This window comes from Hwanghaeella grinnelliae (assembly GCF_004005845.1).
In the GTDB taxonomy this organism is placed as follows: Bacteria; Pseudomonadota; Alphaproteobacteria; order UBA8366; family Aestuariispiraceae; genus Hwanghaeella; species Hwanghaeella grinnelliae.
On sequence record NZ_SADE01000003.1, the window covers coordinates 421372 to 435802 of the forward strand.

The following is a 14431-nucleotide window of genomic DNA, read 5'->3' on the forward strand; positions in this document are numbered from 1 at the left end:
GCAAATGGCGGATAACACGAACACACAACGTGGCACCAAGGGCGATGTCCTTCTGGAAATGAAGGGCCTGAAGATCGCCGCAATGGTGGAAGAGGAAGAAATCGAGATCGTCCATGGCGTCGATGTCACGCTAAAGCGTGGCGAGGTCCTGGGCCTGATCGGTGAATCCGGGGCGGGCAAGTCGACGATCGGCCTGGCCGCGATGGCCTATACCCGTGGCGGGTGCTGGATCAGCGGCGGGTCCATCAATTTCGATGGTATCGACATGCTGAATGCATCGGCGGAACAGCTTCGCGACCTGCGCGGCAAGCGCATTGCCTATGTGGCGCAAAGCGCGGCGGCGAACTTCAACCCGGCGCACAAACTTATCGATCAGTTCACCGAAGCGCCCGTCCTGCACGGCTATTCCAACCGAAGCGCGGCGGAAGCCGACGCGAAGGAACTGTTCGGCAGATTGCGCCTGCCCAACGCGGACACGATCGGTTTCCGCTATCCGCATCAGGTTTCAGGTGGCCAATTGCAGCGTGCCATGACGGCGATGGCGATGTCCTGCCGGCCGGACCTGATCGTCTTCGACGAGCCAACAACCGCCTTGGACGTGACGACGCAGATCGAGGTTCTGGCCGCGATCCGCGATGTCGTGGAACAGTTCAACACTGCGGCCATCTATGTGACCCACGACCTTGCCGTCGTGGCGCAAATGGCGGATCGAATCATGGTCCTGCGCCACGGCAATCTGGTCGAGGAAGGCAATACGCGCGAGATGTTGGCCGCCCCGAAAGAGGAGTATACCAGTCAGCTGCTTGCGGTCCGGACCTTCAAGAAAGAACACCAACTTGAAGTAACCGAAACCACGCCGCTGCTGCGCGTCAACAATGTCAGTGCGTCCTATGGCACGACGCCGGTTCTGTTCGGGGTGAACTTCGATGTTCATAAAGGACAGACAGTGGCCGTCGTCGGCGAATCCGGAAGCGGCAAGAGTACGACGGCCCGGGTGATCACCGGCCTTCTGCCACCGAGCGAAGGCACGATCGAGTTCAAGGGACAGGCGCTGCCGCCGGATTATCGGAATCGGTCCAAGGATGAGCTGCGGCAAGTCCAAATGATCTATCAGATGGCCGATACCGCCTTGAACCCGCGGCAACGCATTCGTGAAGTGATCGGTCGGCCGCTTACCTTCTACCTGGGCATGACCGGCAAGCAGCGGGAAGACAGAACCCGCGAATTGCTGACCATGATCGAAATGAACCCGGACGAATATATCGACCGGTACCCGACCGAGCTTTCGGGCGGGCAGAAGCAGCGTATCTGTATCGCGCGCGCCCTGGCGGCCGAACCGGAACTGATCATTTGCGATGAGGTTACATCCGCACTCGACCAGTTGGTTGCCGAAGAAATCCTGAAACTGCTCGACCGGCTGCAAAGTGAACTCAACCTGGCCTATATGTTCATTACCCACGATCTGGCGACGGTTCGCGCCATTGCCGACGAGGTCGTCGTGATGCTGCGGGGCGAGGTCAACGATTCCGGGCCAAAGGACGAAATGTTCACGCCGCCGCATACGGACTACACGGACCTGTTGTTGTCCTCCGTCCCGGAAATGGATCCGGATTGGCTGGACAACCTGTTGGAAGAACGCAAACGCTTGGCCGAAGAAGAAGGTCGAGTGTTAAAAGCGGCGGACAACTAAGCGCACCCCTTCGGGGGGAGTTATCTTGCATAAGGCCGCGTCATGCGGCCTTATTTTTAGCTCAGGCAGAGTTTTGTCCATATCGGTAACTGTAAGGGGTGTCGCGGATGGTCTTTCTTAGAAAGCCATCGATATTCATTGTCGGCGCCGTGGTGCTGAGCGCAATTCTGCTGCAGGGCGGCAATGGGATCCTGACGATCCTTGTTCCCTTGCGAATGACCGATAGCGGTCTTCCCGCCACCAGTGTCGGTTTCGTGGGAACAGGATACGCCATCGGCTTCCTGATCGGTTGTATCTTCGCGACAGGACTTGTACGCACGGTCGGCCATATCCGCGCCTATGCCGCCCTGGCGGCGGTAATGGGCACCGGCATTCTTGCCCTGACGATCGACACCAACGTCTTTCTGTATGCCGGCGTGCGGGCGGCGACCGGCTTCTGCATGGCCGGGCTGACAACCGTGATCGAAAGCTGGATCAACGAACGCACCCCATCGGAAAGCCGTGGCAACGTTTTGTCGATCTATATGGTCGTGACCAAGGGCGCGATGGCGATGGGCCCCTTGATGCTGGGATATGGCGACGTCAACGGGCCGGGTTTCCTGATGATCATCTGCGCATTCTGCTCGATGTCGCTCGTCCCCATGGCGCTGACCCGCGGTCCTAGCCCCAATATCCCATCCCTTAAGCGGATGGGGGTAACCACATTGTACAAGATCGCGCCCGCCGCAATCGTCGGCTGTGTCGCCATCGGCCTGGTCAATGGTGCGGTCATCAGCCTGGTGCCGACCTACGCCACCTCTATCGACCTGTCCCCGACCACGATCGCCTTCATCATGGCGGGCATGCAGCTGGGTGGGCTTGCCTTCCAATGGCCGCTGGGCTGGATGTCAGACCGAATGGACCGGCGCTTGGTGATCGCCTTCTGCGCCCTGGCCGTGACCGTTCTATCGCTTACCATCGTCTTGTTGGCGGGCATGCCAGCCATCGTTCAAGTCGCCCTGTTCTGGGCATGGGGCGGTGTTTCTTTTTCGATCTATGCCATCTGTGTTTCGCACGCGGCGGACCGCGCGCCGTTGGATTTGATGGTTGCGATGAGTTCCAGCCTTTTGCTTGCCTGGGCGGCGGGCGCGGTGGTCGGCCCCACCGCCGCCAGTTTCATGATGACCGCCATTGGTCCCGTCGGCCTGTTTTACTACTCAGCCACCGTGATGACGTGCCTGTTGGCCTTCGTACTGATCCGTACACGCCTGCGCCAGGCGGAACCGAGTGCATCGAAAACAGATTTCGTCGGCCTTCCCGCCTCCAGCCCTGTTATTCAACAGATGGATCCGCGAATGCACGACGCGATTCATGCGTCCAGCATCTATGAAGGACAAGCGACGGCACGGTCGCCGGCGGATGATTCCGTTGCGGCGGACTATGATGACGGCGGATACAATGACAGCCCCAGCCTGAACCCGGAAACGGACGATCCTGAAAAGCCCTAACCCTACGGCTTTTGCCGCGGACCAAGTGCCGCACCCGATGAGCCGCGGATTTGCATTTCCAGCAACGGGCAGCATGATGGCAGCATCATGAGAATGCCCTCATAGGGAGCTGCGATGCGTACTGCCAGAGTTTTGGTTTCGGATTCGCGCCACGCGCTTTCTGCGCTGGCCGCCATCGCCGTTCTACTTGCCGCCTTGATCGTTTTCCCGCGGCCGGCCTTCCCGGCTCCTGAAAAGATCCCGAAAGTGGTCGGCATCTATGGATGTATTCAATGCCACAGTCTGGACGGCAAGATCACCATGCCCGGCGTCCCCCGTTTGGCAGGCCAGCGGAGGACTTATCTCTCCCGCCAGTTGAATCATTTCAAGCTGGGCGAAGTGATCTATGACGGCGAGGTGGTGTCGGCCCGGCGGCATGCTGTCATGAACGATTTGGCGAAACGGCTTTCCACGTCACAGTTGCGGACCATCGCGCATTTTTATTCCATCAAATCCTGCCAAACCAATACCGCCGCCGCCCCAGCGCCGCCGGCCGGCGTGGAGCGGTGCGAGGTCTGTCACGGCGGGGTCCGTGCGAATCCTTGGCGCGACACGCCGTCGTTGAACGCCCAGGACGTGACCTATCTGAAGCGCACCATCCACAACCTGTGGCAGGCGCGGCAAGGCTACAAAGCCGGTGCGCGCCGACACCACCGGATGGCGGAGGTGATGTTCATCGACGCGGATGAACCGAACCTGGACGCCTATGCGGAATATTTCGCGGCCCTGCCTTGCGGCGGGAAATAGGACCGCGGCTATCGGCCATAAAAAAGGCCGGGCAGCCCGCGGGCGCCCGGCCTTTAAAACTCTGGCTACCAGTCTGGATTAACGTGAGTAGAACTCGATGACCAGGTTCGGTTCCATCGTCGCCGGATAAGGAACGTCTTCCAGCTTGGGCGTCCGGTTCAACGAGGCCGTCAGCTTGTTGTGGTCGACATCGATGTAATCCGGAATATCGCGTTCCGTGCTGCTGGTTCCTTCCAGAACCAGGTTCATGTTCTTGCTCTTGTCGCGGACGGAAACGACGTCGCCGAGCTTCAGCGCGAAGGACGGAACATTGACGCGCTTGCCGTTCACCTGGACATGGCCATGGTTGATGAACTGGCGTGCGGCGAAGACCGTCGGCACGAGCTTGGCGCGATAGACGACCGCGTCCAGGCGATGCTCCAGCAGGCCGATCAGGTTTTCACCCGTATCGCCTTTGCGGCGGGAGGCTTCTTCGTAATATTTGCGGAATTTCTTCTCGCCGATATTGCCGTAGTAGCCCTTCAGCTTCTGCTTCGCCATCAGCTGGGTGCCGAAGTCGGAGGGCTTGCGGCGGCGCTGGCCGTGTTGGCCGGGACCGTATTCGCGGTTGTTGAAGGGGCTCTTCGGGCGACCCCAAAGGTTGACGCCCAAACGGCGGTCAATCTTGTACTTCGCAGAAATGCGCTTACTCATGGTTCAATTTTCCCGTCTTTAACGTCGGTTGGTCTTAATGTCCCGGTAGTCCGACCCCCGCCCTAAGCCATTGAAACAATTGCTTCAATGGCCGTTGGGCAAGGCGGCGTGCGAAATGCCCTCAATGTCGAGGCAATCCCGCCACATTCCCGGAAAGCGGCCGCACTATAGGGATCGGTGACCCTTTGTCAAACCCCGGGGACGTCTGAAACCGAGGCAAGCCGCCCTATTCCAAGCGCCCAGCCCGCCGCAACGCCTCGGCGATGCCATGCAGGGTCCGTACCTCCTGGCTGGTAAGGCTTGCCCGCTGGAACATGTTTCGGATGTTGCGCACCGTCACCGGGCGCAGATTCGGCGATTTGAAAAAGCCGCCTTTGTCCAATGAAGCTTCCAGCCGGGTCAGGAAATTCAGCAACTCGTCCTTACCGGCAAGATCGGAATCGCCGACCTGGAAGCGCTCTTCCGGTACCTCGATCCGGTTTTGATACCATTCATAAGATATCAGCAGAACCGCCTGGGCCAGGTTGAGCGACCGGAATGACGGGTTCAGCGGTGCTTCGATGATATTGTCCGCCAGGGTCACGTCTTCGTTGTCCAGGCCCGCCCGTTCACCGCCGAACAGAACACCGTACCGATTGCCTGCCTTATGGACCTCCAGAAATTCCCTGCCCGCGGTGCGGGGCGTGAGCACGCGGCCCACCATGTCCCGCGGCCGTGCCGTCGTAGCATAGACCCGTTGCAGGTCCGCGACCGCGTCGGCTGTCGTTTCAAAGACCTGGGCATTGTCGATCACACGGTCCGCACCGGCGGCCGAGGCGACCGCTTCCGGGTTGGGCCAGCCGTCACGCGGCGCCACCAGGCGCAATTCCGCCAAGCCGTTGTTCAGCATCGCGCGGGCAACCATGCCGATGTTCTGACCCAGTTGCGGCTTCACCAGTATGATAACGGGCCCGCCGTCGGGCAGGCCATCCAATTGGGTCGAATCCGTTCCGGCCATGTCCGGTCCCGCAGCTTTCCATGCAAAGTGTTCGAAATCGGGCGATTGTTTGACCCCAAGCCTCGGTCTTGTCAATGAAGCCGGATCGAGGCGGCGGGCACCGGCGAACCGATTCCTGTTTGACGAGGCGCTATACTGCCCGTTACCTGATTGCCGTAGCGGAAAAGGGAGAACTGGAATGGCTGAGAAGGTCTTGGGCGTGGTCGGCGGCAGCGGACTGTATGCGATCGACGGGTTGGAAGACGCCGCCTGGCGCACGGTCGAAGGGCCCTGGGGCAAACCGTCTGACCAGATTCTGGAAGGGCGGATAGGCGACACCAAGGTCTGCTTCCTGCCCCGGCATGGGCGCGGCCATGTGGAATCGCCGACGACCATCAATTACCGCGCCAATATCGACGCGCTGAAACGCTGCGGCGTCACCGACATCATCTCGCTTTCCGCCGTGGGCTCGCTGCGCGAAGACCTGCCGCCCGGCACCTTCGTTATCGTCGACCAGTTCATCGACCGCACCTTCGCGCGGGAGAAAAGCTTTTTCGGTAAAGGCATGGTTGCCCATGTGCCGCTGTCTCACCCGGTCTCAAGCTGGATCGGCAATATCGCCCAGGCCGGTATGGAACAGATCGGCATTCCGCATCACCGGGGCGGCACCTATGTGGTGATGGAAGGCCCGCAATTCTCGACCCTGGCGGAATCGGAACTCTACCGCAGCTGGGGCGCCTCGGTGATCGGCATGACGAACATGCCGGAAGCCAAATTGGCGCGGGAGGCGGAAATCCGTTACGCGACCGTCGCCATGGTCACCGATTTCGACTGCTGGCATCCGGACCACGATACGGTGGATGTCGCGCTGGTGGTGAAGACGCTGCACGACAACGCGGACAAGGCCCGCGCGCTGACCAAGTTCATGGTGGAGAACATCAACAGCTGGGGTACCGAGCCGACTTGCGGCACGGACACGATCCTGGACGCTGCCCTGATCACCCAACCCGACGCCCGCGACCCCGCCATGGTCGCCAAACTGGATGCGGTCGCGGGGCGGGTGCTGGGCGGCTGACAAGTCATGCGCGGAACGCACGGCGCGGTCGGTCGCCATGCGATAATTCCGCTACTCGCATATTCCACGGCAACCCATATGCCGCACGCATTAATCCGAGGGAGGATAACCCCAATGCGTGCGCTTCTCATTGCAACAGTCGCGGCAATCGCGATTTCCGCCTGGCCCGCGTCGGCCCAGGTCGTTCAAAACAAAAAAACATGCTTCCAGGCCGTGGAAGACGCCAAACAGGCGAACCAAGAGTCCGCGATTTCCGAAAAGGCGCATGCCGATGTCGCAGAATTGATCCGTGTTTCGGAGCATCTCTGCACCCAGGCTAATTTCGTCTATGCGGAGAGTTTGCTGGCAATCGCGCGCGGCATGACTGCACAGGAGTAAAGTCACACGCGTTGCGCCTTGCGCCGATTAACGGTTTGAGTGATCCTCCCCCCGCATTCATTTCGCGGGGGGAAGTCATGTACAAATTGTATTGGTGCGCGCAGACGGCGGCTTTCGGACCGCACGCGGTGTTGGAAGAAATCGGCGTCGAGTATGAGATCGTGCCGGTCGATATCTACAAGGACGAACACCTGACGCCCGAATACCTCTCGATGAATCCGGCCGGCAAGGTCCCGGCGTTGAAATTATCGGACGGGCGGGTCATGCATGAAGCCGCCGCGATCATGCTCTATCTGGCGGAGACGCATCAACGCTCCGACCTGGCCCCCGGCCCGGACGACCCGATCTTGGGTGAATTCCTGAGCACCTATTTCTATCTGACTTCGGTGGTGCAGAATGCGCACAAACAGTTCTACTACCCGCATCGTTTCACGACGGACCAGGCGAACACCGACGCGGTGAAGAACCAGGCTCGGCTGAACATCACCGAAGAATGGAAGGTGATTGAGAAACGCTTGAACGCCGGCGGCCCCTTCGTCTTCGGGGACCGTTACACCTTGTGCGACATGTTCGCGGTCATGCTGATCACCTGGAACCCGGACACCGAGCAACTGCTGACTGAGTTTCCGGGCCTGAAACGTTGTTTCGACGCGGCCCTGGAGCACCCCGCCATGGCGAAAGTGATGGAGTTGCATAATTGAGCCTTAGGCATATTGCCGGGCTTCTTGCGGCAATTGTTTTCCTTACCACCCCGGCACTGGCGCAGCAGGCTGTGTCCCCGTCGCTGGAGAGAGGTGATTTTGGACCGTTCGTTCGATCACTGAACGAAAAGCCCTATGGCTATATGCTGGTTCCCGATCCCACGGGGAACGCACCGACGGCCGTGGTCGAGCGATTCGAACTGCGTGACGGCGACTGCGGCGTCAATGGTGCGTGGAGCGATTGCGAGAAAGACAGAGAGCGGTCTGAACTTCGCGAAATGGGCGCGCGCAGCCCTGAAGGGACGGAAGCGTGGTACGGCTGGTCATTCTACTTGCCGCAAGACTGGCCGGACGTCTGGCCGACCAAGACCGTGTTGGGCCAGTTCCACCAAATCCGGTCCCACCCCATATGGATGTTCCTGCTAAAGAACGGCGGTCTGGTCCTGGACGATCAATCGACGGGCCGCACGACCCGAACCGTCGAATTGATCCCGAAAGATGATCTGCGCGACCGCTGGCACAGGGTCGAGATCAATGCGAACTGGCGGAACGACGACCAAGGCTTCTTCCGCGTTTGGATAGACGGTGAGACGAAAATCGCTTGGACCGGCCCAACGATGGATGCCGAGACCGTCTATTTCCGCTACGGGGTCTACAGAAGCTTCGTCTCTCGATTTAAAAACGCGACGGGTGCGGACACGATGCCGACACAAACCGCCTATTTCGCCAATGTCCGCCGTGCTGCGGCACGTGAAGGTCTTGCCGCTCCGGGCGACCGATAGGATCCACTCCCGGCTCTTCGACACCGATGGCATACGGGGCGATACTTCTATCAACTTGCCGCGGGGTCGAGGTTGAAGGCATGGACAGAGGGGGTTCCGTGGCGGGTGCGGCTGCTTGTTTGATCCTTGCGACGCGCGCTTCATCCATCGCATATCGTGACCTGTTGCTTTTCGCAGGCGGCCACGCGGTGGATATAGCAGTCCCGATAGGCCTCGATATCGAACAGGCTCAACAGCGCCTTGGTGTTCGGATAGCGTCCGATGGCCGCGATGTCCCAATCGTCCTGTGCGCCCATGAACCTGCCTTCGACCGGGCCGACGAACAGGAATTCACCGCCCGTGCTTTGCATCGACGGCACGCTGACCGTGGCATACCGGTCGAACGCATCCTTGCCGGACCCGCCGAAATCCATACCCGCCGGGTAGAGGGCCGTTTCCCGAAGTTTGAACAGGTTGATCAAGGTGACCGGCCGTTCCACTTCCCTTTCCAACATGCGCCGCCAATCGGCCGCTGTCGGCGCGGCGCCGTCCAATCCGTTTCCGTACATGCCAAGCAGTCGGTCTATCCTGTCATCCATATTCTGTTTTGCAGTCATCACGACTCTCCGTATAATTTGACATGCGACAAATTAGTGTGAATTTTACGTATGTCAAAAAATAAAAAATCCGATCGGACCAAGGCTGAGATCTTGGACGCCGCCTGGGATTTGATGGCCCAGCGCGGGTCATCCGTTTCCATGGCTGAAATTGCACAGGCAGCGGGTGTGACAAGGCAACTGGTGCATCACTATTTCGGATCGCGCGGCGCATTGCTGACCGCCTTGGTGCGCCGGGCGGACGACCGATTCGAGATATGGGAGGGGTTCGCCACCGGCATGGCGGAAAAGGACCCAAAGGCCAGGCTAGAAGCCTGCCTGGACGCCTGGCTCGCCTTCATCCCCAAGATCCACCCCGTGGCGACGGACCTGATCCGCATGCGCGCGACCGACCCGGATGCGGCGGATGCCTGGAAGGACCGGATGGGCGAATTGCGCACCTTTTTCGTTACCCTGACGAAATCGATACAGCGCGACGGCGCCCTGGCGGATGGATGGACGGCGCGCAAGGCGGCGGAATACATCTGGTCTTCCTGCCATGTCCTTTATTGGGACCTGTTGGTCCGGGAATGCGGATGGCGCCCAGCCGATGCCGACCGTGCGATCCATGACACCATCAAAAGGGCAATTCTTAAACCGCGTTCCTGAGCAGCGGCACGACCACGTCCTGGCTCACCCCTTCGCGAAACAGCAGATAGGCGTCGGCACCGCGGAATGGGATGTTCAGGCAGTCGGATTCAATCGACCGTATTGTTGCATCACCGCTTTCAGCGCATCGGTGTCGATGGCCGCGCAGGTCAGCCCCGGGGGTTTAAAGGTTGGACAGGTCTCCGCCGCGACCAGGGCATTGATGACGGCTTCGTCCACGGCCTGAACGGCGGCCAGATACAGCGGGTCAAGACGGTCGATGTTCAACTCACTCCGCTCGATCAGAAGCGGCGCGGTTTCCGGCTGGTCCTGAACATTCGCCGTCGAGAAGGCGAGGAAGATATCCCCGGAACTGTTCCCGCCCGGCGTGCCGGAACGGCCGATGCCGATGGCGGCGCGTTTCGCCAATTGGCGCAAGCTGGTGCGGCTCAACGGGGCGTCGGTTCCCAGGATAACGATGATCGATCCCATTTCCTGGGCCCGCAGACGGTCGTCTTTCAGGTGTTCGCCGACCGGCACGCCGCAGATCGTCAACCAAGGACGGATACCGTGATTGGCCTGGACCAGCGCACCGACGGTAAAATCATTGCCGCCGCCGTAGGAGACCTTCCGTGAAGCGCTGCCGGTTCCCCCTTTGAACTCGTAGCAGATCATGCCGTTCCCGCCGCCGACATTGCCTTCCGCGACGGGGCCGGATTGCGCAGCATTCAGCGCATCGATGGCGTCCTGATCGGTGACGTATTGCGCGTTGATATCGTTCAACACGCCGTCATAGGTTTCCGCCACGACCGGCATCGCCCAGGAATGTTCTGAGGCGTACCATTCCGGCCACCGCTGCATCATCCACCGTGTGGCGCCATGATGGACCATGCCGATACCGTGCGTGTTGGTAATGCAGACCGGCCCGATGAAATAGCCTGCATCGTCGATCCAATGGGTGCCCGTCATCTCCCCATTCCCATTCAGCGAGTAATGACCGGCCCAGATTGGGCGCGGCTCACCCTCGTCATCGCGGGGTATGATCGCCGTGACGCCGGTGCGCATGTTCTTCGCGTCATCGGTGAGCGTCGTGTAGCCGACCTTCACCCCCGGAACATCCGTAATGGCATTCCACGCACCGGTTTCGCCCGGAAAGGGCAAGCCAAGGTCTCTGGCACGGGGTTTGGTCATGGACACCCTCCTGATTTTACGGCGCTACCTTACACCTTCGCGGAACAGCAGATAGGCATAGGCGTCGCGGAGCGCGATGTAGGATGAGTCGATGACGTTGGGGGAGACGCCGACGGTGGCCCAGCGGTGGCCGTTGTGATCGGCGCTTTCGATGACGGTGCGGGTCACCGCGTCCGTCCCGGTACTGTCGTGGCGGGGCGGCATGATGCGCACCTTATAGTCCACCAACTGCATCTGGCCGAGCTGCGGATAGACCGAGGACAGTGCCTCCCGCAGGGCCGTGTCGAGCGCGTTGACCGGGCCGTTGCCCATGGCGACGCGCATGATCTGTTCGCCTTTCACCTGGACGGTTACCGTGGCTTCGGATTCCGTCACCAATTCGCCCTTGGCGTTGCGGCGGCGATCATCCATGACGCGAAACCGATCGGTGGTGAAATAGCGCGGTACTTCGCCGAGCGCCTGACGGGCGAGCAGTTCGAAACTGGCTTCCGCCCCGTCATAGGCATAGCCCGCATATTCCTTTTCCTTCACCACTTCCAGCAGGCGGCGGATCTTGTCCTCGTCCGTTACCTCGATGCCGATCTCAGACAAGCGCGCCAGAACGTTCGCCCGTCCGGCCTGGTCGGAAACGACGATGGTGCGGTGATTGCCGACAAGCGTCGGGTCGATATGTTCGTAAGTGCGCGGATCCTTGGCGACGGCGGAGACATGCAGCCCGCCCTTATGCGCGAAGGCGGCTTCCCCGACATAAGCTTGATGCCGGTTCGCCGGGCGGTTGAGACGTTCGTCGAGCAAGCGCGACAGCTCCGTCAGCTTCGCCAAGCCCCCTTCGGTCAATCCGGTCTCGTACCCCATCTTCAGGGTCAGCGACGGAATCAGGGAAATGATATTGGCATTACCGCAGCGTTCACCCAACCCGTTGAGCGTGCCCTGGACCTGGCGTGCGCCCGCGCGCACGGCGGCGAGCGAATTGGCAACCGCGTTTTCCGTATCGTTATGGGCGTGGATGCCGATATGGGAACCCGGAACGACCTTCACGACCTCGCCCACGATCTGTTCGATTTCGTGCGGCAAGGTGCCGCCATTGGTGTCGCAAAGCACGACCCAGCGTGCCCCGGCTTCGTACGCCGCGGTCACGCATGCCATCGCGTAATCGGGATTGGCCTTGTAGCCATCGAAGAAATGTTCCGCGTCATACAGCGCCTCGCCCTTCTTTTCTTTGGAAAGGGCGATACTGTCCCGGATCATGGCGACATTTTCCTCACGCGGGATTTCCAGCGCGACATCGACATGAAAGTCCCAGCTTTTGCCGACCAAACAGGCGGCCGCGGCCTTGGAATTCAAGATCGGCGCAAGGCCCGGGTCGTTATCCGCGCTGCGGCCCGGCCGGCGGGTCATGCCGAAAGCGACAAGGGTCGCGTGTTTCAGCACCGGCGGGGTTTCGAAGAAACTGCTGTCGGTCGGGTTCGCGCCCGGCCAGCCGCCCTCGATATAGTCGATGCCGATGTCGTCCAATGCCGCCGCGATCGCGGCTTTGTCCGCCACGGTGAAATCGACGCCCTGTGTCTGTGCGCCATCTCGCAATGTGGTGTCGAACAGATAGACCCTGTCAGCCATCGTCTTTTCCTTCCCTATCCGCGCCGCCATTCAGTGGCACCGCCGGGCTTGTCTTCCAGCACGACGCCCTGCGCCTTCAACCCATCGCGGATTTCGTCCGCGCGGGCGAAGTTCTTTTCTGTCTTCGCCGCGATCCGCTCGGCGATCAATGCTTCGATTTCTTCAGCCGACGGGCCGCCCGCGGCACTCGCCGACCCTTCGCCTTTGAGCCATTGATCGGGGTCCACCGCCAGCAGGCCCAGTGCCTCAGTGCAGTGCAGAAGCCGATCCAGATCGCCGATCGCCGCAATGCGCGCGCTCACCTGTGTGCCCTGCTTGGGCGCGTTTTCTACTTTCATCAGACTCATATTCAACTGCCGCGCGATACCAAATACGACAGCAAGCGCTTCGGCCGTATTGAGATCGTCCTCCAACGCGCCATAGAAGCTTCGAATGGTTTCGTCCGACGGATCGACGCCGGGGAGTTCCTCCATCAGGGGTTCGGCCTTTCTCAGCGTCCCGTACAGACGGTCGAGGGTCGCCTTCGCTTCTCGGCATTTCTCTTTCGAGAAGTCGAGCGGCTGGCGGTAATGGGTCTGCAGCAGGACGAGGCGCAGGGCCTCACCCGGAAACTCCTCCAGTAATTCGGCGACGGTGTAGAAGTTGCCGAGGGATTTCGACATCTTCTCGCCTTCGCTGAGCAGATAGCCGTTATGCATCCAGTAGCGGGCGTAGTCCGAGCCCTTGTGACCGCAGCAGCTTTGCGCAACTTCGTTCTGATGGTGGGGGAATATCAGATCCTGCCCGCCGCCATGAATGTCGAAGGTCTCGCCCAGATACTTGCTACTCATGGCCGAGCATTCGATATGCCAACCCGGCCGGCCATAGCCCCAGGGACTTTCCCAGCCTGGTTCGTCGCCGGAAGACGGTTTCCACAGCACGAAATCGGCCGGGTCTTTCTTGTAGGGGGCGACTTCGACCCGCGCGCCGGCCACCTGCTCGTCCCGGTCGCGGCCTGAAAACTTGCCGTAATCCGGCCAGGACGGCACGTCGAACAGCACATGCCCGTCCTTTTCATAGGCATGGCCGTTTGCCACCAGCTTTTCGATAATATCGATCATCTCGGCGATATGGTCGGTCGCGCGCGGCTCCACATCCGGGGCGACGCATCCCAGCGCAGCGGCGTCCTGGTGGAAGGTCTCTATCGTCGCGTCGGTGAGCTCGCGGATGGTAATCCCGCGCTCGGCAGCGCGATTGTTGATCTTGTCGTCAACGTCCGTGATGTTCCGAACATAGGTGACCTTCCCGTCGAATTCGTGGCGCAACAGCCGGGCGAAGACATCGAACACCACAAGCGGCCGGGCGTTGCCGATATGGATCCGGTCGTAGACCGTCGGTCCGCAGACATACATGCCGACGCCCTTCCCCGCGGGATCGATCGGTGTGAATTCTTCTTTCTGCCGTGTCGCCGTATTATGAATCCGAATGGTCATGACCTGCTGCCTCTGAGCATCCGCGCGGCGGAGCCCTCAAAAATATTCAATTTGGGAAGTTAAGCGGCTTCTTTGTTCCGTCGGCCACCGAAACGCTGTCGAAGGATCAACAGCACCGACAGCCGCAAATAATGCGGCAGGGGGAGATAATGATGATTGCGGTGGGGGACATGCCCTAACGCCTCGCCTCGGATCGAAACCGGGCGCACTATAGGGAAAACGACCCAGTCTTGGCAATCCGCCAAAAGCGGCGGGAATTTGAAGTCTTCCAGGCGGCGCATGCACAAAACTCGACCAATCATCCTCAATGTCAACGGCCATTGAATACATTGGTTCCACCATCCACACAGGGCCCGCCGT

14 protein-coding genes are annotated in these 14431 nt (G+C 60.3%); 8 read left to right on the forward strand and 6 right to left on the reverse strand.

From position 1 onward, the window contains the following. The first annotated feature begins 4 nt into the window (after positions 1 to 4). The 3 genes from EOI86_RS18945 (at position 5) to EOI86_RS18955 (ending at position 3963) form a co-directional block, all read left to right on the forward strand. Complete coding sequence (locus tag EOI86_RS18945) at positions 5 to 1690, forward strand: ABC transporter ATP-binding protein (RefSeq protein WP_127767189.1); 1686 nt, start codon at positions 5 to 7, stop codon at positions 1688 to 1690. 107 nt (positions 1691 to 1797) lie between these two features. Beyond that, positions 1798 to 3177 carry an MFS transporter gene (locus tag EOI86_RS18950; protein WP_127767191.1) on the forward strand — a complete coding sequence of 460 codons (1380 nt, stop codon included), beginning with the start codon at positions 1798 to 1800 and terminating at the stop codon, positions 3175 to 3177. Between the two features lie 114 nt (positions 3178 to 3291). Continuing rightward, positions 3292 to 3963 carry a c-type cytochrome gene (locus tag EOI86_RS18955; RefSeq protein ID WP_127767193.1) on the forward strand — a complete coding sequence of 224 codons (672 nt, stop codon included), beginning with the start codon at positions 3292 to 3294 and terminating at the stop codon, positions 3961 to 3963. 78 nt (positions 3964 to 4041) lie between these two features. Here EOI86_RS18955 and rpsD read toward each other — a convergent pair whose 3' ends face one another. After that, positions 4042 to 4656, reverse strand: a complete 615-nt coding sequence (rpsD, locus tag EOI86_RS18960) for a 30S ribosomal protein S4 (RefSeq protein ID WP_127767194.1) — start codon at positions 4654 to 4656, stop codon at positions 4042 to 4044. 226 nt (positions 4657 to 4882) lie between these two features. Continuing rightward, positions 4883 to 5653, reverse strand: coding sequence for an RNA methyltransferase (locus tag EOI86_RS18965; RefSeq protein WP_127767196.1), 771 nt, complete (start codon positions 5651 to 5653; stop codon positions 4883 to 4885). 178 nt (positions 5654 to 5831) lie between these two features. Here EOI86_RS18965 and EOI86_RS18970 point away from each other — a divergent pair, with 178 nt between their 5' ends. The 4 genes from EOI86_RS18970 (at position 5832) to EOI86_RS18985 (ending at position 8568) form a co-directional block, all read left to right on the forward strand. Beyond that, positions 5832 to 6707, forward strand: coding sequence for an S-methyl-5'-thioadenosine phosphorylase (locus tag EOI86_RS18970; RefSeq protein WP_127767198.1), 876 nt, complete (start codon positions 5832 to 5834; stop codon positions 6705 to 6707). A 114-nt stretch (positions 6708 to 6821) separates the two neighbouring features. Continuing rightward, positions 6822 to 7085 (forward strand): hypothetical protein, encoded by a 264-nt coding sequence (locus EOI86_RS18975; protein ID WP_127767200.1) that lies wholly within the window; start codon positions 6822 to 6824, stop codon positions 7083 to 7085. Between the two features lie 77 nt (positions 7086 to 7162). Beyond that, entirely contained in the window at positions 7163 to 7786 is a 624-nt protein-coding gene (locus EOI86_RS18980; protein WP_127767202.1) for a glutathione S-transferase family protein, read from the forward strand. Then, positions 7783 to 8568, forward strand: coding sequence for a polysaccharide lyase family 20 protein (locus EOI86_RS18985; protein WP_205032261.1), 786 nt, complete (start codon positions 7783 to 7785; stop codon positions 8566 to 8568). Before EOI86_RS18980 ends, EOI86_RS18985 begins: the two co-directional genes overlap by 4 nt. Before the next feature lie 140 nt (positions 8569 to 8708). On the opposite strand, the gene EOI86_RS18990 is transcribed toward EOI86_RS18985, so the two are convergent. Next, positions 8709 to 9164, reverse strand: a complete 456-nt coding sequence (locus EOI86_RS18990; RefSeq protein ID WP_127767204.1) for a DUF1330 domain-containing protein — start codon at positions 9162 to 9164, stop codon at positions 8709 to 8711. Between the two features lie 51 nt (positions 9165 to 9215). Here EOI86_RS18990 and EOI86_RS18995 point away from each other — a divergent pair, with 51 nt between their 5' ends. After that, positions 9216 to 9812 carry a TetR/AcrR family transcriptional regulator gene (locus EOI86_RS18995; protein ID WP_127767206.1) on the forward strand — a complete coding sequence of 199 codons (597 nt, stop codon included), beginning with the start codon at positions 9216 to 9218 and terminating at the stop codon, positions 9810 to 9812. Positions 9813 to 9887: 75 nt separating this feature from the next. Here the strand turns inward: EOI86_RS18995 and EOI86_RS19000 are convergent, their stop codons facing one another. The 3 genes from EOI86_RS19000 to cysS are packed head-to-tail and all read right to left on the reverse strand — an operon-like array spanning position 9888 to position 14071. After that, positions 9888 to 10982 carry a DmpA family aminopeptidase gene (locus tag EOI86_RS19000; protein WP_127767208.1) on the reverse strand — a complete coding sequence of 365 codons (1095 nt, stop codon included), beginning with the start codon at positions 10980 to 10982 and terminating at the stop codon, positions 9888 to 9890. Positions 10983 to 11006: 24 nt separating this feature from the next. Next, the gene (gene cimA / locus EOI86_RS19005; RefSeq protein WP_127767210.1) at positions 11007 to 12599 is read right to left on the reverse strand and encodes a citramalate synthase; all 1593 of its coding nucleotides are present in this window, start codon (positions 12597 to 12599) and stop codon (positions 11007 to 11009) included. A gap of 14 nt (positions 12600 to 12613) precedes the next feature. Continuing rightward, a complete protein-coding gene (gene cysS, locus EOI86_RS19010) occupies positions 12614 to 14071 on the reverse strand; it encodes a cysteine--tRNA ligase (RefSeq protein WP_127767212.1) in 1458 nt (485 codons plus the stop codon). Positions 14072 to 14431 lie beyond the last annotated feature (360 nt).